A 21,767-nucleotide genomic window follows, 5' to 3' on the forward strand; every position below is an offset into this window, starting at 1 on the left:
CGCGAGAACTGCGTCACGGCAACCAGGACACGTGGCCGCGCAACGCCGTGTAGCCGACGAACGCGACCACGTCGAGCAGCGCATGCGCGACGACCAGCACCCACAGCCGGTTCGTGCGCTGCCACACCTTGCCGAACACCAGGCCCATCACCAGGTTCCCGACGAACCCGCCGAACCCCTGGTACAGGTGGTACGAACCGCGCAGCACCGCGCTGGCCAGCAACGCCGTGTTGTCGCGCCAGCCGAGCTGCTTGAGCCGGGTGATGAAGTACCCGACGACCAGCACCTCCTCCGCCCACGCGTTGCCCACGGCGGAGAGGATCAGCACGACACTGCGCCACCACGACTGGTCCAACGTGGACGGCAGCACGGCCAGGTTCAGGCCCAGGTTCCACGCGACCAGGTAGAAGATCAGCCCGGGGATGCCGATCACGGCGGCCAGGCCGAGGCTGCCCAGCGCGTCCGGGCCGATCCGGGTGCGGTCCAGCCCCAGCGCCTTCAGCCTGATGCCGCCGCGCCACAGCAGGTACAGGCCGAGCCCGCCCCACGCGGCGAGCTGCACGACGCTCAGCAGCTGCGCGATCAGGTCGAGCAGGTCGAACCGCGCCTGCGGGACGTTGATCGCGACCTTCTGCTCGTTCAGCGGCACCGGCTGGAGCAGGCTGTCCAGCAGCCGCACCAGGCTCCGCGCCCCGGACAGCCCGAGCGTCACGGCGAAGACGAGCAGCAGTTCCAGCTGGTAGCCGCGGCGGGACGGGGCGTCGAGGTCCTGGGCTTCGATCACCCCATTACGTTAACCGCGCGCTCGTCGACGGCCGCGCGCTCGTCAACGGCGTTGCGCCAGGAACGGGCAGCCCATCAGGCGACGCAGCTCGACGGCCAGCTCCTGCGACGTGCTCACCGGGTGGGAGAACGCGATGCGCACGTCGTGGTCCTCGTCCGACATCTCCACCCGCAGCCGCAGGCCGAACCGGTCCAGGCCGAGCGGCCGGACGTGACCGCCCTTCAGGTCGTCCGGCAGGTGCTTCGCGAGCAGGCCGACCACGTCCCGGTGCGACAGCTCCAGGTGGCGCAGCCAGTGGTCCTCGTACGCGGCGAACGGGTCCGGCTCAGCCTGCGCGAACAGCTCGGGCCGCAGCGACGTGGTGCCCTCGGCGTCGGCCACCACCAGCGAGGCGGGGAACAGCCTGAGCGCGGACGCGCCGTGCCCGACGTCGAGCAGTCGCGGGTCCGGGCGCGTTTCGGCGACCCGGAGGGTGGCCTCGCGGGCTTCCGCGGGGTCGAGCGTGCGCAGCCAGCCGGTGATCCAGAGCAGGCCGCGGACCGGTTCGCGCAGCTGGACGGGCGCCTGGTCGGCGAGTTCCAGCATGGCGGTCAGCTCGGTCCGGCGGGCGGCCTCGACCAGCGGGTGATCGTCCGGCAGCACGATGGTCGCGTCACCGTGCCGGTGGACGTGGTGCAGCACCGGGGTGATCCGGTTCTCCGTGCCGTCGGACGGCAACAGGGCCGCACGACCACCCCGGGCGGCGATGGTGCGTGCCCGCTCCGCCGGATGCGGTGCCGGCGGTCGACGTGTCTCGTTCAACCGCTCACCTCCCAACTTAGGGCAGCCTAACTTGGCGGAGCCCGGCGGCGGTAGTCCCACGACCGGTCTTCCGGTCACGATTCCCCGCACGTCGGAATCGTTCCCGCAGGTTAGGGCGTCCGCAAGCGGCACGCCGAGCGGGGTCGGGTGATGAGTGGGACGGTCGAGCGCGGCGGATCGGACCGGTTGGCCGATTCCAGCGGGGTGCGCATTCGTCGTAATCTGGGCTCGATCTGGGCTCGCCTGGTGGAGGTGGCTCGTGGTCGTGCCGAACAAGCCGTCCACCGAAGGTGCGGCGCTCGACGACGTGTGGACGCAGTACTGCCTGGAGATCGCCAGTCGACGGGCGTTCGGGTGGGTCGTCCTCGGCGCGCTCGCGTTCGTGCTGCAGCTCGCGTTGATCTTCGTGTTCGCGGTGTCGTCCGCCTTGCCGCTCTTGCTGCTGCTGTTCTCCGTGCTGGTCCTCGGGTTCGGGCTCACCCGGCGGCAGCCGTTCACCCGGGTCATGGGCGATCACGCGTGGGTTTACGTGCGCATCCACTGGCGCGGGGGACGGCTCGTCGTGCACGGCGTCCGGCCCCTCGTGCTGGACGTCAGCGCCGGTCCCGTCGTACGGGGGCGGATCAGCCGACACCGGCGCGCATGGGTGGTGTCACCCGACAGTGGGGGGAACACCGTGGTGACGTTCCGTGGCGTGCCGAAGCTGTTCCCGGCGAAGGTCGTGCGCCGCTGAGTTTGGTGATCATCTTTTTGGCTACCCACGGGGTGGACTTCTGGTTTGCTGGGAGCAGTGGTGGGTGAGGCTTGGGTGGACAAGTGCCTGACCAGTGCGGATCGCCGCGCGGTCGGGTACATCGTGCTCGCGCTGCTGGCGTTCCTGGTGCTGTGGCTGGTGTCGGAGTGGATCGGGTCGCGCTGGGTGTTCGTGCTGACGCCGTTGTGCGTCGAGTTCGCGGTGCCCGGGTTGCGGCACTTCTGCTCGCGGCGCAGCCTGCGGCGGTTGCTGGCGACCTATCCCCGGCACGCCGTGTCGGTGCACTTCGTGCCGGGGCGCACGCGGGTCGGGCGGCAGACGTACCTGGAGACGGACGGATCGGACCGCACGTTCCTGCGGCTGTCCGAGATCCCGGAGCGGGTGCGCGAGAACATCCGGCGCGGTGGGCGGGTGTGGCTGGCCGGGCCCGACCCGCGCGGCCGGACAGCGGTGCTGACCCGGGGCGCGCCGTTCCTGACCCTCGGACGGGTGGTCATCCGGTGAGCCTCGCCCACTCCGGGCTCGGGCTTCTTCAGCGTTTCACCGGTCAGCGTCCCACCGGTCAGCGTCCCACCGGGATGCCGCTCTGCTCGGCCCACGCGGCGACGTCCTCCCGCCGCAACGCCGTCGCCAGCAGGTCCGGGAACCGGTCGGGCGTGCAGGCGAACGCGGGCGCGCCCAACTCGGACAACCTGGCGGCCAGTTCGTGGTCGTAGGCGGGCGTGCCGCTGTCGGACAACGCCAGCAGGACGACGACCGTCACCCCGCTCTGCACCAACTCCCGCACGCGCCGTTGCAACTCGCGCGCCACACCGCCCTCGTACAGGTCGCTGATCAGCACCATCACCGTGTCGGTCGGCCGGCGGACCAACGACTGGCCGTACGCCACGGCCCGGTTGATGTCCGTGCCGCCACCCAGTTGGGTGGCGAACAGCAGGTCGACCGGGTCCTTCAGCTGCTCGGTCAGGTCGACCACCTCGGTGTCGAACACGACCAGCTTCGTGTCGACCGCCTTCAACGAGGCGAGCGACGCACCCAACACCGCCGAGTACACGACCGACTCGGCCATCGACCCGGACTGGTCGACCAGCAGGATCACGTCCCGTAGCGAGGCCTGCCTGCTGCGCCGGCTGTTGCCGACCAGGTCCTGCACGACGACCGTGCGCTGGTCGGGCTGGTAGTGCCGGAGGTTCTTCCGGATCGTGCGATTCCAGTCCACATCGGACAGGCGTGGCCTGCTCGTGCGCCGGGACCGGTCGATCGCGCCGTGCACGGCGGCCAGCAGCCGGTCGGCGAGCTTGCGCTCGATGTCCTCGACCACCTTCCGCACCACCGCGCGGGCGGTCTCGCGGGTGCGTTCCGGGATGGCGCGCGACAGCGAGACCAGCGTGCCGACCAGGCTCACGTCCGGTTCGACACCGGACAGCAGTTCCGGTTCCAACAGGAGCTGACGCAGCCCCAACCGCTCGACCGCGTCCCTCTGCATCACCTGCACGACCGAACTGGGGAAGTACGTCCGGACATCGCCCAGCCACCGGTGCAGCACCGGTGACGACCCGCCGAGCCCGGCACTCCGCTTGCCCCCGCCGGCAGGCGCGTCCTCACCGCCACCGCCGTACAACCCGGTCAACGCGGCATCCCGCCGCTGGTCGTCCTCTCCGAGCGGCCCCAGATCCCCGGCCGCCCCACCCAGCAACAACCTCCACCGCCGCTGCCGCTCGGCCGCGATGTCGTGCGTCACGCGAACACCCCCTCCCGGTAAGCCGTGGCCCAATTGGTCATGCGCCGGCTGGTCATGTGCCCGCGCCCAGGAGCGCGCGCACGTGACCGACCAGCCGTGCCGCCAGTTCCTCGTCCCAGTCGCTCGACGCCGCCGTGCCGCCCGCCGTGCCCTTGACCCGGTCGCCGAGCATCCGGCGTTCCGCCGGGCTGAACTCGCCCACCGCCCGCCGGAGCAGTGGCAGGGCCGCCGCGAAATCCGGGCCCGACAGGCCGGTCAGCCACTCGTCCACCACGCTGAACAGGCGCGGATCGGCGGTGAGCAGGGCCGCCGAGCCGCGCAGGAAGCCGGCCACGAACGCTGTCGCGCCGGCGGCCAGGGATACCGCGCGGTGCAGGCGGGCGGCTACTTCGTCCGAGGTCAGGGCCCCTGTTTCCCACAGCAGGCGCGTTGCCCGTCCGGTCGGGAGGCCGTGCGCGTCGGGCATCGCGACCAGCGATTTCAGCGCCCGTTGCCACGTGTCCCGGTGGTCCTCGTCGGCTGCCAGGCGGACGGCGTCGTCGGCGCCTTCCAGGGCCTTGACCGCTCGTTCCGCCGTGTCCTCGTCAACGCCCCGGCACGCCAGCGGCAGCCCGACCGCGCCTCGGGCCAACAACCCGTGCAGGGCCACGCGCAGCAGCTCCGGGTCTGTGCCGCGCACCGAGCCGTAGCGGACCGTGGTCGCCAGGTCGGGTAGGGCGGCCAGCAGTTCCAGTGCGTCGGTCGCCGCCGCCGCGCACCGGTCCAGGGCCTGACGTGCGGCAGCCACGGCTTCCGGGAGTTCGCAGCCGACCGATTGGCTAAGAGCCTCGGCGGCGTGGACCACACGGGTGGCTTCCGCGGCACGGGTGACCAGCACCGTGCGGGCGGCGGCCTCGACCGTGGTGCCGTGTCGGGCGGCCACCGCGAGCGCGACCTCGAACTCCGGCTTCCAGTGCAGCTGCCACGCCTCGGCGAACGTCCCCAGCGTGCGGGTCGTGTCCGGCGTGCCCCACGGCACGTCCAGCACCTCCAGCCGGCGCAACAGCTTCGACCGCTCGCGATCGGTGTCTTTGCGCAGGTCGAGGCGTATCGGCTTGGCGAACGCGCTCGGCGGCATCCGCAACCGTTTGCGCAACCGCGCCAGGTCCGCCGCCAGCGGTGACGTCGGCACGTCGTCCCCGACCTCGCCCAACCGCTCACCGACGACCAACTGCTCGTGCACCAGCCGGAGCGGGGTCGCGTCACCGCCGCACAGCACCGCCAGCGACGCCTCCATCACCTCCGACAGGCCCGGTGACGGGCGCCCGCGCATCGCGGCCAGGGTGTCGGCCAGGCGCACGGCCTCCACCGCGCTCGCCGTGGACGCGGGCAGGTCCTCCGCCCGCAACACCGCGCACGCCTTCGCGAACCAGCGCGGCACGGCGTCGCCGCGTTCGGCGCACTCCCACAGGTGCGCGTACCAGCCGGGCGAGTCGACGCCCGCGCCGTAGCCGGACGACGACGCCAGCCGGCCGTGGCTCCAAGGCACCCACGTGCCGGAGACCTTCTTGCGCGGCAGGCCTTTCAGCGCGGCGGCGTCGACCGACGCGGGCGGCAGGGTGCGCAGCGCGGGCACGTGCCACGCGCCGGCCACCACCGCGACCGGGCCCTCGACGTCCTTCAACGCCTGCCGCACGTTCTGCCGCATCGCGGCTTCCCGGCGCAACGTGCGGGCGTCCACCTGGTCGGCGAACTCCTCGCGCAACGCGCCCATCGCCTCCGCGACCGCCTCGGCCAGGTCCCGCGGGTCGGTGTGGTGCTCGACCACGTCCTCCCACCAGCGTTCCGGGTCGTCGAACCCGGCCGCCTCGGCGAGCGTGCCCAGCGGGTCCAAGGCGGCACGAGGTGCCTCGTCCGGGGAGTCGGGGGATTCGGGGGATTCGTCGTCGCCGAGGGACGCGGCGGCCGGCAGGTCGAAGAACCGCACCGGGACACCGTTGGCGTGCGCCCACTTCATCGCCCGCCACTCCGGCGAGAACTCGGCGAACGGCCAGAACGCGGCCCGCGCCGGCTCCGCCTCGTCGTGCAGCAACAACGCCACCGGCGGGGTCAGGTTCGGCACGTGCGGCAGCAGGGCGTCACCCTCCGGCGGCCCCTCGATCAGCACCACCTCCGGCCGCACGGCCTCCAGCGCCGCCGCGACCATGCGCGCCGAGCCGGGACCGTGGTGCCGGATGCCGAGCAGCGTCACCCGCTCGGGCAAGGGCTGTTCGCGCGTCATCAGCCCACCGCGTCCTGGCACGCCCGGTACAGGTCGCGCCACTCGGACCGCTCCTTGACCACCGCTTCCAGGTACTCCCGCCACGCCGCCGCGTCCGACACGCGGTCCTTCACCACCGCGCCGAGCAGGCCGGACGCCAGCTCGTCGGCGGTGATCGTGCCGTCGCCGAAGTGCCCCGCCAACGCCATGCCGCTGGTCACCACCGAGATCGCCTCGGCCGTGGACAGGCTCCCGCTCGGCTTCTTCAGCTGCGTGCGGCCGTCCACGGTGGACCCGTTGCGCAGCTCGCGGAAGATCCGCACCACCCGGCGCACCTCCTCCAACGCGGGCGGCTCGGCGGGCAGCTGCAACGCGCGGCCGAGCTGCGCGGCGCGGGCCGAGACGATCTCCACCTCGGCGTCCTCGGTCGCGGGCGGCGGCAGCACGACCGTGTTGAAGCGGCGGGCCAGCGCGGACGACATCTGGTTCACGCCGCGGTCGCGGTCGTTCGCGGTGGCGATCACGGTGAAACCGGGGACGGCCTGGACCTGGATGCCCAGCTCCGGCACCGGCAGCGTCTTCTCGGACAGGATCGTGATGAACGAGTCCTGCACCTCGGCGGGCATCCGGGTCAGCTCCTCGATGCGCGCCACCGCACCGTTGCGCATCGCCGTCATCACCGGGCTCGCCACCAACGCCGCCTCGGACGGACCCTCGGCGATCAGCCGGGCGTAGTTCCAGCCGTAGCGGACCTGGTCCTCGCCCGTGCCCGCGGTGCCCTGGACGGTCAGCATCGAGTTGCCGCTCACCGCCGCCGCGATGTGCTCCGACAGCCACGACTTCGCCGTGCCCGGCACACCCACCAGCAGCAACGCCCGGTCGGTGACGAGGGTGCCGACGGCGACCTCGACCAGCCGCCGGTCGCCGACGTACTTCGGCGTGATCACCGTGCCGTCCGGGAGCCTGCCGCCGAGCACGTAGGTGACCACCGCTTGCGGCGACATCCGCCACCGCGGCGGACGCGGTCGGTCGTCCGCCGCCGCCAAGGCCGCGAGCTCGGCGGCGTACTGCTGTTCCGCGGCGGGCCGCAGCACGGATTCGGTGGTCACTGGACTTCCTCCCGTTGGTTGAACGCCTCGCGCAGCTGCATGCGCAGGCGCAGGACGTCGAGTTCGAGGGTGTGCTCGGGCCAGCGCTCGGTGATGCGGGCCCAGTTCGCGCCGAGCACCTCGGCATCGCCCCTGGCCAGGAGCACGGCGGGCGGGCGGCCGGCGCGCCACCTCGGGTCGCGCATCCCGGCGTAGCGGTCGAGCAGGTCGGCGGTGGCCCGCGCGCTCCACGGCGCGGGCAGCTGCGAGCACGCGTGGTCGAGCAGGTCGTAGTTCCACTGCCGGGACACCTCGACCACGGTGCGCGCGGCCAGGTCGGCGGGCAGCCCGCCGAGCATCTCCAACTGCTCCATGCCGGTCAGCGAACGGGTCGCCGCGACCGCCCACGGCCGGGCGTCGTCGGCGAGCTTCAGGTTCTGCGTCACGCCGCGCAGCAGCGCGCTCGCCCACGGGCCGCGGGCCAGTTCGGCGGCGGCGCCCTCGTCGTCGATGTCGAGGCGGCTGGTCCAGTGCTGTGGCGGCACGCTCGCCGCCGCACCCCGGATGCGGCCCGCGACACCCGTCTCGGAACCGTCTTTCATCAGGTCACGGGCCTCGTCCGGCTCCGGCGCGGAATCGGCCCACAGCTCCTCGCTCTGCACGTCGAACCCGTCGGCGGTCAGCCACAGGCCGCGGTGCAGGCGTTCGGCGGCTCGTTCGGCCAGGTTCGACGTCGGAAGGGTGCGCAGGAGGCGCAACGCCTCGTCGTGCACGCCGATCGCGCGGTCGTCGAGGGCGCGTTCGAGCAGCGGTTCGTCGTCCGGGCCGAGGTTCGCTTCGAGGGCGCTGATCAGCACCTGGCGGTCGGTGGCGCGGCGCTGGACCTCGAACTGGGCGGCCAGGAACTCACGGGTCTTCGCCGGGTCCTGGTTGCGGGCGCGGCGCAGCGCGGCCAGGCGGGACGTGCCGGGCAGGTCGAGGGCCTCGTCGAGGTCGACCTCCTCGGGGGTGGCGCCCGTCGCGGCCCACGACCAGGCCGGCCGGATGCCCGCCAGCCACCGGCCGCGGGCGCCGAGGACGGCGGTGACGGCCGGGCGCAGGCCGGGGTGCGCGGTGCCCAGGCCCAGCAGGGCGGGCAGCTCGCGGTGGTCCGCGACGACGCGCGCGGCCTTGGCCATGCCGCACCACTCGGTGAGCAGGATCTGGTCGTCCAGGGCCAGGATCTGGACCAGCACGGACCTGGCCGCCGGGTGGGCCCGCACGTCGTCGGACCCGGGCGCGGGCGGAAGCAGGGGGGCGTCGGCGGTCGGCGGTAGCTGCGCGCCGTGGGCGGCGACACCCAGAGCGGCGACGCGGTCCAGCAGAGCGGTCGGCGTGGTGCCTGCCCGGTGCGCGCCCACCAGCGCGGCCTGGACGGCCTCGTCCCATTCGCCGTGGAGCGTCATCCCACCACCTCCGGTGCCCGGCCGGGCTCGGCCACCGCGCCCAAGCGCAGCTCACGGCCGTTCCACAGCCCCCACGCGTCGAACGGCCCACCGCCCGTCAGAGCCAGCGCCTGGTCCAACGCCAAGTCGACCCGCACCCGCACGCCGTGCCCCGTCGCGTCGACCAACTGCCGGGTGTCCTCGGTGGCCCGCACCGACGCACACCCCAACGGGTGCAGGCGCTGCCACGGATCGGCCTTCAGGTGCTCCTCCAGCCCCGCCAACGCCGCACGCCACGACTCCGGCGCGGGCACCGGCTCCGGCGGGCGCTCCACCAGCAGCTCACCCACCGCCACCCGGTGCGGCGGCACGCCGGGGTACGGGTGCAACACCCCCTGCACCTGCACCCCGTGCGTCAACGGCGGCACGGGACGGGCGCCGCCACCCGCGTGCCGCATCGCCACCACCCACCCGTGCGACCGGCCCCACGTCCACTGCCGCACGGTCCGCACCAGACCGTCGTCGGATTCCAGCTTCAGCAGCGGCACCCAGTGGTCCGACCAGCCCGGACCGCCGCGCACCTCCTCCTCGGCCACGGAGAACCCCAGCCGCCGGCGCACCACCGCGTCGGGCGACTCGGCCAGCCGCGCCAGCAGGTGCAACCCGCCCAACCGGTCGGCCGCGTCGTGCGCCCAGTGCGGCCCCCCGGCCGCGACGATGTCGCGCACCTCCTCCACCGCCGACGCCAACCCCTTGGCCTGCGCGTCGACCATCCGCGCCCCGATCGAGTGCCACCACGCCGCGTCACGCGCGGGCAACCCCGCGATACCCGCGCCCGCCACGTCGGCCAGCCAGTCGGTCAGCCCCGCCACCCCGGCCCGCACCGCGTTCTGCCTGGCCAGGGCCGTCTTCTCCTTGGCCTTCGCACGGCGCTCGACCGCCTCCGGCGAATCGTCCGGAGCGGCGGCAGGGGTGGCGGCGCGGTTGCGCCGGGACAGCCACTCGTCCACCCAATCGGGTGTCGCCGCGACGGGCAGCGGCTCACGCGCGTCGCGCAGTTGCAGCGCCAACGCGTGCTTGCACGGGAACTTGCGCGACGGGCACGAGCACTTCGTCGCCCGGTCGCCCAGGTCGACGCACACCTGGTACGGGTTCTTGCCGCTGCCCTTGCACAGGCCCCACAGGGCGGTGTCGCTGCGACCCGTCCCCTGCCAGCCGGAGGACCCCGCCAGCCGGGTGGCGCTGCTCGCCACCCGGCCGTCCGGGGCCTGCTCCAGAACCGCTTGTGCGTCCATGCCGGCAGACGTTAGAGCCCACCACCGACAAAAAGTGGATCAATCCAGGTCAGGACCGCGACGGGCCCAGGACCAGGCGTACTTCGGGTCCTCGGACGCCAGCGCGGCCTCGCCCAGCCCCAGCGGCCGGAAGGTGTCCACCATGACCGCGGTCTCGTCGAAGTGGTCCACGCCCAGCGACGCCTCGACCGCGCCCGGCTGCGGTCCGTGGGTGCAGCCGGAGGGGTGCAGGGACAGCGAGCCGATGCCGATGCCCGAGCCCTTGCGGGCCTCGTAGTTGCCGCCGACGTAGAACATCAACTCGTCGGAGTCGACGTTCGCGTGGTTGTAGGGCACCGGGACGGACAACGGGTGGTAGTCCACCTTGCGCGGCACGAACGAGCACACCACGAAGTTCGGGCCCTCGAACGTCTGGTGCACGGGCGGCGGCTGGTGCACGCGGCCCGTGATCGGCTCGAAGTCCCGGATGTTGAACACCCACGGGTACAGGCAGCCGTCCCAGCCGACTACGTCGAACGGGTGATTGGCGTAGGTGAACCGGGTGAGGCCGGTCCGGTGCCGCACGAGCACCTCCACGTCCTCGCCGTCCACCAGCAACGGCTCCACCGGCCCGCGGAGGTCGCGCTCGCAGTACGGCGAGTGCTCCAGGAACTGGCCCTTGCCCGACAGGTACCGCTTCGGCGGTCCGATGTGACCGGTGGCTTCGAGCACCAGGATGTTCATCGGCTGACCCGGGACCACGCGGTAGGTGCACGACGTCGGCAGCACGACGTAATCGCCCTCGGCGACCGGCAGCGCGCCGTAAATGGTCTCCACGACCCCCTCGCCGGACTGCACGTACAGCAGCTCGTCGCCCGCCGCGTTGCGGTACAGCGGGCTGGGCGCGGTGGCCGTCACGAACCCGATCACCACGTCGGGGTTGCCGAGCAGGGTTCGGCGCCCGGTGACCGCGTCCACCTCGCCGTCCCAGGTCAAGGCCGGTGTCTTGAAGTGCCGCGGCTTGAGCGGGAGGTTCGGCGCGAACGCGCCGCGCGCCTCCTCGACGGTGACCGCGTCCACGATCGCGGTCGGCAGGTGGCGGTGGTAGAGCAGTGCCGAATCGGCCGAGAAGCCCTCGACTCCCATGAGCTCTTCCGCGTACAGCCCGCCCTCCGGTGTGCGGAACTGCGTGTGGCGCTTTCGGGGGATCTCACCCACCTGGCGGTAGTACGCCATGGCTCTCTCCGGGCGTTCGATAGTCGGACATCTTTGTTCAGGGACCGGTCGCCACTAGCGTGTCAGCCGTGTCAAGCGCCTTCGAACTCCGTGCGCCCGGTCCACGCGGCACTCCGCCCCTGCTCGCGAGGCTTGTCGACGACGCCGCCCTGTTCCCGCCGGGCAACGCGTCCATGCCCGATGCGGTCCGCGGCCACCTCGACGCACGTGCCGGGGAATGGGCGGGTGCCGTGGGGTTGTTCCTGTGCCCCGCGTCGCGACTGGCCGAGCTCATCACCGAGTTGATCAAGGTCAAACCGGTGAAGCCGATCGCCCTGTCGCTGGTCATCGACACGGGCCTGGGCGGTGTGCCCAAAGCCGTGTCGATCGTCGAATCCCGCAGCGAGCTGCTCGCGCTGCGGATGGTCGAGATGCCCGCCCCGTCCGATGTGGACGAGGTGTGGCTCGAACGCGTCTCGGAGTTCGTGCCCGAGGACGTCATCAGGGTTGTCGAGCCGCGGCGGGGCGGTGCCGAGTGGCTGGACGGCGTCCGCCGCGTCATCGAGCACGGCAGCTGGCCGAAGCTGAGGTGCGGCGGGGTCAGCAAGGAGAACTTCCCCAGCGTCGACGAGGTCGCCGACTTCCTGGCGGTGGTGAGCAGCGGCGGCGTGGCCTTCAAGGCGACCGCCGGCCTGCACCACGCCGTCCGGCACACGGACGAGGAGACGGGGTTCACCCACCACGGGTTCCTCAACCTGCTCGTCGCAACCGCGCGGTCCCTGTCCGGCGGTGACGTGCGCGAGGCGCTGTCCAGCACGGACGCGGTCGCGCTCGGCGAGGAGGCCAACGGGCTGTCCGACCAGGCCGCGCACGCCGTCCGCGGCGTGTTCGCCTCCTACGGGTCGTGCTCGCTGGACGAGCCGATCAACGACCTGGAGGAGCTGGGTCTGCTGTGAGCTGGATCGACGACCCCGCGTTCACCGCCGACGCGCCGTTCGGGCCGCAGACGCTGCCCTACGGCGTGCTGCCCGGCGGTGGCGTCGCGGTGCGGGTGGGCGACCAGGCCCTGTTGCTGCGCGGGCTGGCCCTGGGCGAGCGATTGGGGCACCTGGTGGCCACCGGGACCCTGGACGCCCTGCTGGCGGCCGGACGGCCCGTGTGGAGCGAACTGCGGGCGCGGATGGTCGAGATCGTCTCGGCCGCCTCCGCGCCGCGCGGTGCGGAGCTGGTGGGGCTGGACGGCGCCGTGCTGCCGTTCACCGTCGCCGACTACGTGGACTTCTACTCGTCGCGGCACCACGCGGAGAACGTCGGCCGGATCTTCCGGCCCGACGGCGAGGCGCTGACGCCGAACTGGACGCACCTGCCCATCGGCTACCACGGCCGGGCCGGGACGGTCGTCGTGTCCGGCACGCCGGTCGTCCGGCCGCACGGTCAGCGGCGGTCGTCGTCCGGGCCGGTCTTCGGGCCGACCGGGCGGCTGGACGTCGAGGCCGAGGTCGGGTTCGTGTGCGGCGGGCCGGTCGCGACGCGGCTGCGCCCGTCCCAGGCGGCCGACCACGTGTTCGGCGTGGCGCTGGTCAACGACTGGTCCGCGCGGGACATCCAGGCCTGGGAGTACCAGCCGCTCGGGCCGTTCCTGGCCAAGTCGTTCGCCACGTCGATCTCGGCGTGGATCACGCCGTTGGAGGCGTTCGCGGTGGCCCGCGTCCCGCCGCCGCCGTTGGGCAACGACGTGCTGCCGTACCTGGTCGAGGAGCGGCCGTGGGGCCTGGACATCGACCTGGAGGTCGAGTGGAACGGCACGGTCGTGTCCCGGCCGCCGTTCCGCGAGATGTCGTGGACGTTCGCGCAGCAACTCGCGCACCTGTCGGTGAACGGCGCTACCGTTCGGCCGGGTGACCTGATCGCGTCGGGCACCGTGTCCGGTCCGGCCCGCGACGAGCGCGGCTCCTTCCTGGAGCTGAGCTGGGGCGGGAAGGAGCCGGTGGTGCTCGACGACGGCGAGCGGACGTTCCTGGAGGACGGCGACACGGTGCGGATCACCGCGACGGCCCCCGGTGAGAACGGCTCGGTCGTCGGGCTGGCCGAGGTGGTCGGCACGATCGCGCCCGCCGACGAGAGGTAGAGCGTTGGTCAGACCTGATCCCCGCGGCCGGCTGCCGGCGCCCGCGTCGAAGGAGAGCTCGCTGACCCTGGAGCGGGGCCTGGCCCTGCTCCAGGCGGTGGCCGACGCCGAGTCCGAGGCGCCGTCGATCAGCGAGCTGGCGGCGGCCATCGGCGCTTCGCGGGCGGCGGTCTACCGGCTGCTGGTGCCGTTGCAGTCGCGTGGGCTGGTGCGGCGCGAGGGGTCGAAGGTGCGGCTCGGGCTGGGGGTGCTGCGGCTGGCGTCGAACGTGCTGCCGCAGCTCCGGCTGGCCGCGCAGCCCGCGCTGCGGACGTTGGCGGAGACCGTGGGCGCGACCGCGCACCTGACCGTGGCCGACGGGACCGAGGCGCAGGCGGTGGCGGTGGTCGAGCCGTCGTGGACGGCGTACCACGTGGCGTACCGGGTCGGGTCGCGCCACCCCGTGCACCGGGGTGCGGCGGGCAAGGCCATCGGGTTGTCGCTGGAGGGGCGCCAGTGGGTGCATTCGACGGGCGAGCTGCAGCCGGGGGCGTTCGGGGTGGCGGCGCCGGTGCGCGGGGTGCCCGGATTGCGGGCCAGCGTGGGCGTGGTGGCCTTGGAGAAGCTGGACGGTGACGTCGTGGGGCCACAGGTGGTGCGGGCGGCTCAGGAGGTCGCTGACGCGTTGCGCTGAGGTTCGGCGGGGTGGGACTGCCGGTCACGTCGTCGGCGTGGGGGCGCCGATCACCCGGAGGATGCTGGTGTGGAGGGCTTGCGCCGCTTCCTCGTCCGACATGCGGCCGGCGTCGGCCTCCTCGCTCGCGGCGTGGCCGAGTTTCACGGTGACGGCGACCAGCCAGTCGATCGAGAGCCGGGCGTCGAACTCGCCGGTCTCCTGACCGCGCCTGATCACCCGCTTCAGCCGGTCGGTGACGGGCGCGTGGCGTTCCTGGTCGGCCTTCGGGTCGACCGGCAGCGAGGCGATCTTCCGCAGCAGGACGGGGTACCGCCCGCTGGTCCGGCGGCCCGCTTCGAGCAGGCGCAGCAGCGCGTCCGCGGCCGGTCCGGTGTCGAGGTCGGCGGCGTCCATCGCGGCGACGGCTTCGGCGGTGACCTGGTCGACGACGGCCGCCAGCAGGTGCTCGCGGGACGGGAAGTGGGCGTAGACGGTCTGGCGGGTCACGCCCGCGGCGGTGGCGATGGCTTCGACGCCGGTCTCGGGGTTGGTGTCGAGCAACCGGACCGCCGCGTCCAGGATCGCGGCCCGGCTGCGGCGGGCGTCGGCACGGCGGTTGCGGGCCTGGGTCATTTCTTACACCTTGTCAAGGTTGGTTGCGCCTGGATATCTTACAACGTGTAAACGTTCGCGTGACGTGACTGGAGCACCGTGAGCCGACTCGACAGCACCGATCCGAAGCAGTTCATCGCCGACTTCTTCACCTCCTTCACCGACGACCTCCTGAGCAGCGGCGAGGATGCCGAACTCATCGTCGACCGCTATCACACACCGGACGTCCTCCAGATCGCCGACGGGAACCCGATCGACCGCGACAAGCTCATCGCCCACGCCCGCCCGGTGCGCAAGAACCGGCCCACCGCACGCGTGGAGGTGCACGAGGCGCTGGCGGACGGGGACCGGATCGCCGCCCGGTACACCCTGCACGTGCTCAACCGCGGCAAGTCGCTGGCCATCGACGTGCACTTCTTCGGGCGGTTCACCCCGGACGGGCGGATGCGCGAGGCGCACCTGCTCACGCGCTCCACCAACGAGTCCGGCTAGCCGGCGACCGCCTGCCACAGGGCGACCAGGGCGAACGCGGTGAAGATGAAGCCGCTCACCCGCTGGACCAGGTGCGTCGGGATCCGGGTGGCGATCTTGCGGCCCACCAGGACCGCGATGGCGGCGACGGTGGTCAGCGCCAGGAACGCGCCCAGGCCCACGAACACCGGCGTGGCGTAGCGGGCGGACAGAGCGGCCGTCGCGAGCTGCGAGGCGTCGCCCCACTCGGCGGCGAACAGCACGCCGAACGACGTGAGCGCCGCACGCCAGAACGTCACCTGACCGGGACCGTTGCAAGTGGCGTCCGCGTCGGGGCCGTCCTGGGAGAAACCCTCCTTCAACAGCAGGAACGCGCCCACGCCGAAGAGCACCGCGACGACACCCGCGACCACCCGATCGGGTAGGAGGGTGAGCACGCCGCCGAACGTCGCGGCCACCACGCACTGGATCGCGAACGCCGCCGTGACGCCCGCGAAGACCGGCCACGCCCGGTACCGGGTGGTGAGGACGAGGGTCGCGACCATGGTCTTGTCCGGCAGCTCGGCCAGGAAGACGATCGCGAAAGCCGTCGCCAGGGCGATGAGTTCAGGTGCCACGGGAACCTCCGACGTCCGAATGAACCCGGACGGAGGCAGCACGACCCCGACCGGGCGTGGTGCACTGCCCGGCCGGAGGTCTCGTTCGCCCGCTCGGAAAGCGGGTGAGGGACCGGATCCGCGCGAAGGCGGATCAGTGTGTCGATCCTCTCGCCCCGGTCGTGGTGACCCGGGGGAACTACTCCCCTCTGGCGTCACCCATCGTAGTCGCCGGATGAGCCGGCGGGGTGTGACGGTGACCATCACGGCCGGCGGCGGCCGGCTCGGACGCGACTCGGACGGGACCTAGGTCCCGGTCCACAGGGGACCCTCGTACCTGAGGGGGACCCCCTCCCCGGCCCTACGTTCGACCACGTGGACGTCCTCGACCTGGCGCGGTGGCAGTTCGGCATCACCACCGTCTACCACTTCCTGATGGTGCCGCTGACCATCGGGCTCTCCCTGCTCGTGGCCGGGATGCAGACCGCGTGGGTGCGCACGGGTGATCGCAAGTACCTCGCGATGACCAAGTTCTGGGGCAAGCTGCTGCTGATCAACTTCGCCATGGGCGTGGTCACCGGCATCGTGCAGGAGTTCCAGTTCGGCATGACCTGGAGCGCCTACTCGCGCTTCGTGGGCGACGTGTTCGGCGCGCCGCTGGCGATGGAGGGCCTGGTCGCGTTCTTCGTCGAGTCGACCTTCCTCGGCCTGTGGATCTTCGGCTGGGACCGGCTGCCGAAGAAGGTGCACCTGGCGTGCGTGTGGGCGTTCTCGCTGGCCACGATCGCCTCGGCGTACTTCATCCTGGCCGCGAACTCGTGGATGCAGCACCCGGTCGGCGTCGAGTTGGTGGACGGGCGGCCGCGGCTCACGTCGATCTGGGCCGTGCTCGGCAACAACACCGTGCTGGCCGCGTTCCCGCACACGATCTTCGGCGCGTTCTCGGTCGCCGCGACGTTCCTGGTCGGCATCGCGGCGTGGCACCTGTGGCGGCGCAGCGACGACGGGCCGGTGTGGCGGGCGTCGGTGAAGTTCGGCACGTGGGTGGGTGTCGTCGCGTTCACCGGGCTCGCGATCACCGGTGACGTGCAGGGCAAGCTGATGTTCGAGCAGCAGCCGATGAAGATGGCGGCGGCCGAGGCGCTGTGCCACACGGAGTCGCCCGCGGCGTTCTCGGTGTTCGCGATCGGCGACGTGTCGCGGCCGGACTGCGAGAACGTCAAGAGCGTCACGGTGCCGGCGCTGCTGTCCTTCCTGGCGCACAACGACTTCACGACCGAGGTCAAGGGCATCGAGGACCTGGTGCCGATGTACCAGGAGAAGTACGGCGCCAACTACCCGGTCGACCCCCGGCTGGGTGAGCTGTCGGGCAAGCCGATCGACTACGTGCCGAACCTGCCGGTCACGTACTGGGGTTTCCGGCTGATGATCGGGTTCGGTGCGATCGCGGTCGGCGCGGGTCTGCTGATCCTGTGGCTGACGCGGGGCGGCCGGGTGCCGCGCGGGCGGTGGTTCGCTTGGCTGGCGCTGGGCAGCATCGCGACGCCGTTCCTGGCCAACAGCTTCGGCTGGATCTTCACCGAGATGGGGCGGCAGCCGTTCGTGGTGGTGCCGAACCCGAGCGGGGTGGACGGGGTGTGGATGTTCACCGCGCGTGCCGTGTCGTCGTCGACACCGGGGGAGGTGTTGACGTCGCTCATCGCCTTGACGCTGGTCTACGGGGTGCTGGCCTGCGTCGAGGTGTTCCTGATCCGGCGGTACGTCCGCGCGGGGGTAGCGGGCGTGCTGCCGGGTCCCCAGCCCGATGACGACAAGTCCGATGACCGCGGCGAGTCGGACAAGAAGTCCGACGAAGACGTCCTGTCGTTCGCTTACTGAGAGGGGGAGCCGTGGAGACGTTCTGGTTCTGCGTGATCGCCCTGCTGTGGCTGGGCTACCTGTTCCTGGAGGGGTTCGACTTCGGCGTCGGCATGCTGCTGCCCGTGCTCGGGCGGACGGAGGCCGAACGGCGGGTGCTGATCAACACGATCGGGCCGGTGTGGGACGGCAACGAGGTGTGGCTGCTGGTCGCGGTCGGCGCCACGTTCGCCGCGTTCCCGGCCTGGTACGCCGCGCTGCTCAGCTCGGTCTACCTGCCGCTGACGTTGTTCCTGCTGGCGCTGATCGGGCGCGGGGTGGCGTTCGAGTACCGGGGGAAGGTGAACTCGGCGCGGTGGCGGCGGGTGTGGGACGCGGTGATCGTCGCCGGGTCGTGGACGGCCGCGCTGGGCGTCGGGCTGTTGCTGTCGGCGAACGTGTTCGGGATGCCCCTCGACGCCGTCGGTGACCGCGTCGGGTCGCCGTTCGCGGCGATCCGGTTGGAGACGCTGCTCGGTGCGGTGGCGGTGGCCGGCTACGCGTTGGTGCACGGGGCGGTGTTCCTGTCCCTGAAGACCGAGGGCGAGGTGCGGGAACGCGCCCGTGCGCTGGCGTTGAAGGTCACGCCGTTCGCGCTGCTGCCGTTGCTGGTGCTGCTGCTGACCGTGCAGCTGCGGTTCGGGTCGGTGTGGACGTGGGGCGCGTCGATCGTGGTGGCGTTGGCGGCGCTCGGTGCGTACGGGCGGTTGGTGCTGCGGCGTGAGGGTCAGGCGTTCGCGTTGATGGGTGTTGCGGTGGCGGCCACGGTGGTCGCGTTGTTCGGTGCGCTCTACCCGGACGTGCTGCCGTCCACTTTGGACCCGGCGTGGTCGTTGACGGTGGCGGGCGCCGCGTCGAGCCCGTACACGTTGACCGTGATGACCTGGGTGGCCGCGTTCGGCACGCCCGCGGTGCTCGTCTACCAGGGGTGGACGTACTGGGTGTTCCGCAAGCGGATCGGTGTCAAGCACATCCCTCGGGTGCACGTTCCGTGAACTTCCCCGGAGCCCCTTCCGCCAAGAAGCCGGGGAATGGCCCGCTCGGCGCGCTGCCTGCGCTTTCGCGCTCGGCGCGCCGGGCGTTGGCCCTGTGTGCGGTGCTCGCCGGGCTGACCGCGGGCGCGTTGGTGTGGCAGGCCGTGGCGTTGGCGTCGGCGCTGGTGACCGGCGGGTCGTTGTGGGTGCCGGCGTGCGCCGTCGTGGTGCGGGCGGGGTTGGCCTGGGCGACCGAGTCGGTGGCGGCGCGGGCGGCGGCGGGTGCGAAGGAGGAGCTGCGGGCGGCGGTGCTGGACCGGGCGTTGGGGTTGGGGCCGTCGTGGATCGTGTCGCGCGGGCCGGCGTCGTTGGCGGTGCTGGCGACCAAGGGGTTGGACGCGCTGGACGCGTACTTCACCCGTTACCTGCCCGCTTTGGTCACGACGGCGGTGGTGCCGGTCGCGTTGGGGGCCTGGATCTTGTACACCGACCCGACGTCGGCGGTGTTGATCGCGGTGACGCTGCCGTTGATCCCGGTGTTCGCGATCCTGATCGGTCGGTTCACGTCGGCGCGGGTGGCCGAGGCGGCGTCGGCGCTGGAGCGGTTGTCGGGGCGGTTGGCGGAACTGGTGCGTGCGCTGCCGGTGCTGACGGCGTTCGGGCGTGCGGCGGCTCAGGCGTCGGCCGTGCGGGAGGTGGGTGAGCGGTACCGGCGGGCGACCATGGGGACGTTGCGGGTGGCGTTCCTGTCGGCGCTGGTGCTGGAGATCGTGGCGTCGCTGTCGGTGGCGTTGATCGCGGTGGGGATCGGGCTGCGACTGGTGTCGGGGGAGATGACGCTGGTCACGGGGCTGGTGGTGTTGATCCTGGCGCCGGAGTGCTACCTGCCGCTGCGTGCGGCCGGTGCGGCTCACCACGCGTCGGAGGACGGCGTCGAGGCGGTGCGGCGGGTCGCGGAGATCCCCACCCCGGGTGTTCCGGCGGTTCCTGGTGGGCCGGTTACGGGGGTGGAGGTCCGTGATCTCCGGGTGCGGCGGCGGGAGCGGTTCGCGCCTGACGGGGTCAGCTTCCGGGTTCGGCCTGGTGAGGTTCACCGGTTGGACGCGCCCAGCGGTGCGGGCAAGTCGACGCTGTTCGGGGTGTTGTCGGGGTTCGTGCAGGCCGATGGTGGGTCTGTTCTGGTCGACCGGTCGTCCATCGCCTGGGTGCCGCAGCGGCCCGCGTTCGCCGGGCGGACGGTCGCCGACGAGTTGGAGCTGACCACCGGTCGGGTCGATCACGACGTGTTGGTGTCGGTGGCGGCCGATCACCTCGTGGCACGGCCGATCGCGGAGTTGTCGACCGGTGAACGGCAGCGTGTCGCCGTCGCCCGTGCGCTGACGCGGGTTCGGGATGGCGCGACGGTGTTGTTGCTGGACGAACCCACCGCGCACCTCGATCCGGCGACGGCCGCCAAGGTCATGAGCGCCGTGCACCGGGCCGCTGCCGAGGGGGCTGCGGTGGTGCTGGCCACGCATCGGCTGGTCGGTGAGCAGTCTTCGGGCGTCGCGGCGGCTCGTGAGGTCGAGTCGGTGGCCGACCGGTCGGCTGCTCCGCGCTCGCCGCGTCCGACCCGCCGGGTGTTGGCGGGTGCGTTGTTGGGCACGGCGGCTTCGCTGAGCGGTGTGGCGTTGACGGCGCTGGCGGCTTACCTGATCGCCAAGGCGGCTACCCAGCCGCCGATTCTGACGCTGTCCGTGCTGGTGGTGGGCGTGCGGACGTTCGCGCTGGGCAAGGGGGTGCTGCGGTACCTGGAGCGGTTGGTGTCGCACGACGCCGCGTTCCGGTACGCCGAGTCGTTGCGGGTCCGGTTGTGGCGGAGCCTGCGTCCCGGACAGGCCGAGTTGACGAAGCTGGTGGACGACGTCGACACCGTCCGCGACCTCGTGCCGCGCGTGCTCCAGCCGCCGTTGGTCGCGGTGGGTGTGTCGGTCGCGGCGGTGGTGTTGTTCGCGTTGATCCAGCCGATGGCCGGCCTGGCGTTGGCGGTGGCGCTGGTGGTCGGTGGGACGTTGGCCCCGGTGGTCGCGGTGCTCACCGAACGTCGCGCCACGGCGGTGCTCGCCAGGGGACGGCGGCAGGTGTCGGAGCAGGTGTTGACGCTGCTCACCGCCGCACCGGACCTGATCGCGTTCGGGGCGGACGGCAAGGTGCGCGCCGAGTTGGCCCGTCAGGACGCCGGACTCGCCCGGCTGGCCCGCCGACAGGCCCTCGGCGCGGGCGCGGCGATCGGGATCGTGCACCTGACGACCGGGTTGGCGTCGGCGGTCTGCATCGGCCTGGCCGGTGGCGTCGACCCGCTGCTGGTGCCGGTCCTCGGCCTGGTGCCGCTCGCGTTGGCCGAGGTGCTGAGCGCACTGCCCACCGCCGCGCAGCACCGCGCCGCGCTGCGCGAGTCCTACGGCCGGATCGTTGAACAATCGCTCGCTGTGGATGCCGGGTCGGCGCGGGTCGAGCAGGCGGCGGTCGGCGGGGCGGTCGGGCTGGAGGGCGTGACGGTGCGGTGGCCGGGAAGTGCGGAAGCCGTGCTGGAGCGGGTGTGCGTCGACCTGCCGGCCGGCGCCAAGGTGGCCGTGGTCGGGCCGTCCGGTGCGGGCAAGTCGAGCCTGTTCGCGTTGTTGCTGGGGTTCCTCGAACCCGAACGCGGGCTGGTGTGGCGGCCGGAACGGGTGGCGTGGTGCCCGCAGGAGCCGATGCTGGTGTCGACCACGGTCCGCGAGAACCTTCGACTGGGTGACCCCCGAGCGGATGACGCACGGCTGCTGTGGGCACTGGACGTCGCGGGCGTCCGGCTCGACCTCGACACCGTGGTCGGCCCGACCCTGCTGTCCGGCGGTGAGGCCCAGCGGGTCGCGTTGGCCCGTGCGCTGCTTTACGACGCCGATCTCGTGCTGCTGGACGAGCCCACCGCACACCTGGACGAGCCGACCGCGCGGGCGTTGCTGGCCCGGCTGGACGACGTGCTGCGGGACAAGACCGTCATCCACATCACCCACCGGCCGGAGGAAGCCGACCGGGCCGACCTGGTGCTGGAAGTCGCCGAGGGGCGGATGCGGGCCAGGGCCCACCGTTGACT

19 protein-coding genes are annotated in these 21,767 nt (G+C 72.3%); 9 read left to right on the forward strand and 10 right to left on the reverse strand.

The features are described from left to right. Window positions 1-13: 13 nt before the first annotated feature. Both FM051_RS33875 and FM051_RS33880 read right to left on the reverse strand, forming a co-directional pair. Window positions 14-784: a CPBP family intramembrane glutamic endopeptidase gene (locus FM051_RS33875; protein ID WP_238412842.1), complete on the reverse strand. Its 771-nt coding sequence runs from the start codon at window positions 782-784 to the stop codon at window positions 14-16. A 42-nt stretch (window positions 785-826) separates the two neighbouring features. Continuing rightward, the gene (locus FM051_RS33880) at window positions 827-1,585 is read right to left on the reverse strand and encodes a DUF2470 domain-containing protein (RefSeq protein WP_158850606.1); all 759 of its coding nucleotides are present in this window, start codon (window positions 1,583-1,585) and stop codon (window positions 827-829) included. 259 nt (window positions 1,586-1,844) lie between these two features. On the opposite strand from FM051_RS33880, the gene FM051_RS33885 reads away from it, so the two are divergent. Both FM051_RS33885 and FM051_RS33890 read left to right on the forward strand, forming a co-directional pair. Next, a complete protein-coding gene (locus FM051_RS33885) occupies window positions 1,845-2,318 on the forward strand; it encodes a hypothetical protein (RefSeq protein ID WP_238412843.1) in 474 nt (157 codons plus the stop codon). Window positions 2,319-2,378: 60 nt separating this feature from the next. Next, window positions 2,379-2,843, forward strand: a complete 465-nt coding sequence (locus FM051_RS33890) for a hypothetical protein (RefSeq protein WP_158850608.1) — start codon at window positions 2,379-2,381, stop codon at window positions 2,841-2,843. A 58-nt stretch (window positions 2,844-2,901) separates the two neighbouring features. On the opposite strand, the gene FM051_RS33895 is transcribed toward FM051_RS33890, so the two are convergent. Genes FM051_RS33895 through FM051_RS33920 form a run of 6 tightly spaced genes read right to left on the reverse strand, consistent with a single transcriptional unit; the run spans window position 2,902 to window position 11,341 of the window. Next, window positions 2,902-4,080 carry a VWA domain-containing protein gene (locus FM051_RS33895; RefSeq protein WP_238412844.1) on the reverse strand — a complete coding sequence of 393 codons (1,179 nt, stop codon included), beginning with the start codon at window positions 4,078-4,080 and terminating at the stop codon, window positions 2,902-2,904. Window positions 4,081-4,132: 52 nt separating this feature from the next. After that, on the reverse strand, window positions 4,133-6,340 hold the full coding sequence (locus tag FM051_RS33900) for a DUF5682 family protein (RefSeq protein WP_158850610.1): 2,208 nt from the start codon (window positions 6,338-6,340) through the stop codon (window positions 4,133-4,135). Beyond that, window positions 6,340-7,428 (reverse strand): ATP-binding protein, encoded by a 1,089-nt coding sequence (locus tag FM051_RS33905; RefSeq protein ID WP_158850612.1) that lies wholly within the window; start codon window positions 7,426-7,428, stop codon window positions 6,340-6,342. Before FM051_RS33905 ends, FM051_RS33900 begins: the two co-directional genes overlap by 1 nt. Next, window positions 7,425-8,852, reverse strand: a complete 1,428-nt coding sequence (locus FM051_RS33910) for a DUF5691 domain-containing protein (RefSeq protein ID WP_158850614.1) — start codon at window positions 8,850-8,852, stop codon at window positions 7,425-7,427. Before FM051_RS33910 ends, FM051_RS33905 begins: the two co-directional genes overlap by 4 nt. Then, entirely contained in the window at window positions 8,849-10,126 is a 1,278-nt protein-coding gene (locus FM051_RS33915; RefSeq protein ID WP_158850616.1) for an SWIM zinc finger family protein, read from the reverse strand. The genes FM051_RS33910 and FM051_RS33915 overlap by 4 nt, the downstream gene beginning before the upstream one ends. 39 nt (window positions 10,127-10,165) lie before the next feature. Next, complete coding sequence (locus tag FM051_RS33920; protein WP_158850618.1) at window positions 10,166-11,341, reverse strand: homogentisate 1,2-dioxygenase; 1,176 nt, start codon at window positions 11,339-11,341, stop codon at window positions 10,166-10,168. 68 nt (window positions 11,342-11,409) lie between these two features. Here FM051_RS33920 and FM051_RS33925 point away from each other — a divergent pair, with 68 nt between their 5' ends. From FM051_RS33925 to FM051_RS33935, 3 genes are read left to right on the forward strand one after another with little or no spacing between them, the layout of a single operon-like run. Then, window positions 11,410-12,276 (forward strand): hypothetical protein, encoded by an 867-nt coding sequence (locus tag FM051_RS33925; protein WP_274383821.1) that lies wholly within the window; start codon window positions 11,410-11,412, stop codon window positions 12,274-12,276. Then, a complete protein-coding gene (locus FM051_RS33930; RefSeq protein ID WP_158850620.1) occupies window positions 12,273-13,448 on the forward strand; it encodes a fumarylacetoacetate hydrolase family protein in 1,176 nt (391 codons plus the stop codon). The genes FM051_RS33925 and FM051_RS33930 overlap by 4 nt, the downstream gene beginning before the upstream one ends. Window positions 13,449-13,452: 4 nt before the next feature. Continuing rightward, complete coding sequence (locus FM051_RS33935) at window positions 13,453-14,121, forward strand: IclR family transcriptional regulator (protein ID WP_158850623.1); 669 nt, start codon at window positions 13,453-13,455, stop codon at window positions 14,119-14,121. A 24-nt stretch (window positions 14,122-14,145) separates the two neighbouring features. Here the strand turns inward: FM051_RS33935 and FM051_RS33940 are convergent, their stop codons facing one another. Further along, window positions 14,146-14,736: a TetR/AcrR family transcriptional regulator gene (locus FM051_RS33940; RefSeq protein ID WP_158850625.1), complete on the reverse strand. Its 591-nt coding sequence runs from the start codon at window positions 14,734-14,736 to the stop codon at window positions 14,146-14,148. A gap of 78 nt (window positions 14,737-14,814) precedes the next feature. Between FM051_RS33940 and FM051_RS33945 the strand changes: the two genes are divergently transcribed. Continuing rightward, window positions 14,815-15,207: a nuclear transport factor 2 family protein gene (locus FM051_RS33945; RefSeq protein ID WP_158850626.1), complete on the forward strand. Its 393-nt coding sequence runs from the start codon at window positions 14,815-14,817 to the stop codon at window positions 15,205-15,207. Here FM051_RS33945 and FM051_RS33950 read toward each other — a convergent pair. Continuing rightward, a complete protein-coding gene (locus tag FM051_RS33950; protein ID WP_158850627.1) occupies window positions 15,204-15,803 on the reverse strand; it encodes a TMEM165/GDT1 family protein in 600 nt (199 codons plus the stop codon). The genes FM051_RS33945 and FM051_RS33950 overlap by 4 nt on opposite strands. A gap of 354 nt (window positions 15,804-16,157) precedes the next feature. On the opposite strand from FM051_RS33950, the gene FM051_RS33955 reads away from it, so the two are divergent. From FM051_RS33955 to cydC, 3 genes are read left to right on the forward strand one after another with little or no spacing between them, the layout of a single operon-like run. After that, window positions 16,158-17,660, forward strand: a complete 1,503-nt coding sequence (locus FM051_RS33955; RefSeq protein ID WP_158850628.1) for a cytochrome ubiquinol oxidase subunit I — start codon at window positions 16,158-16,160, stop codon at window positions 17,658-17,660. An 11-nt stretch (window positions 17,661-17,671) separates the two neighbouring features. Next, on the forward strand, window positions 17,672-18,673 hold the full coding sequence (cydB, locus tag FM051_RS33960) for a cytochrome d ubiquinol oxidase subunit II (protein ID WP_158850629.1): 1,002 nt from the start codon (window positions 17,672-17,674) through the stop codon (window positions 18,671-18,673). Beyond that, window positions 18,670-21,765, forward strand: a complete 3,096-nt coding sequence (gene cydC, locus FM051_RS33965) for a thiol reductant ABC exporter subunit CydC (protein ID WP_158850630.1) — start codon at window positions 18,670-18,672, stop codon at window positions 21,763-21,765. Before cydB ends, cydC begins: the two co-directional genes overlap by 4 nt. The last annotated feature ends 2 nt before the right edge of the window (window positions 21,766-21,767 follow it).

The sequence above is a fragment of the Saccharothrix deserti genome (assembly GCF_009769385.1).
In the GTDB taxonomy this organism is placed as follows: domain Bacteria; phylum Actinomycetota; class Actinomycetes; order Mycobacteriales; family Pseudonocardiaceae; genus Actinosynnema; species Actinosynnema deserti.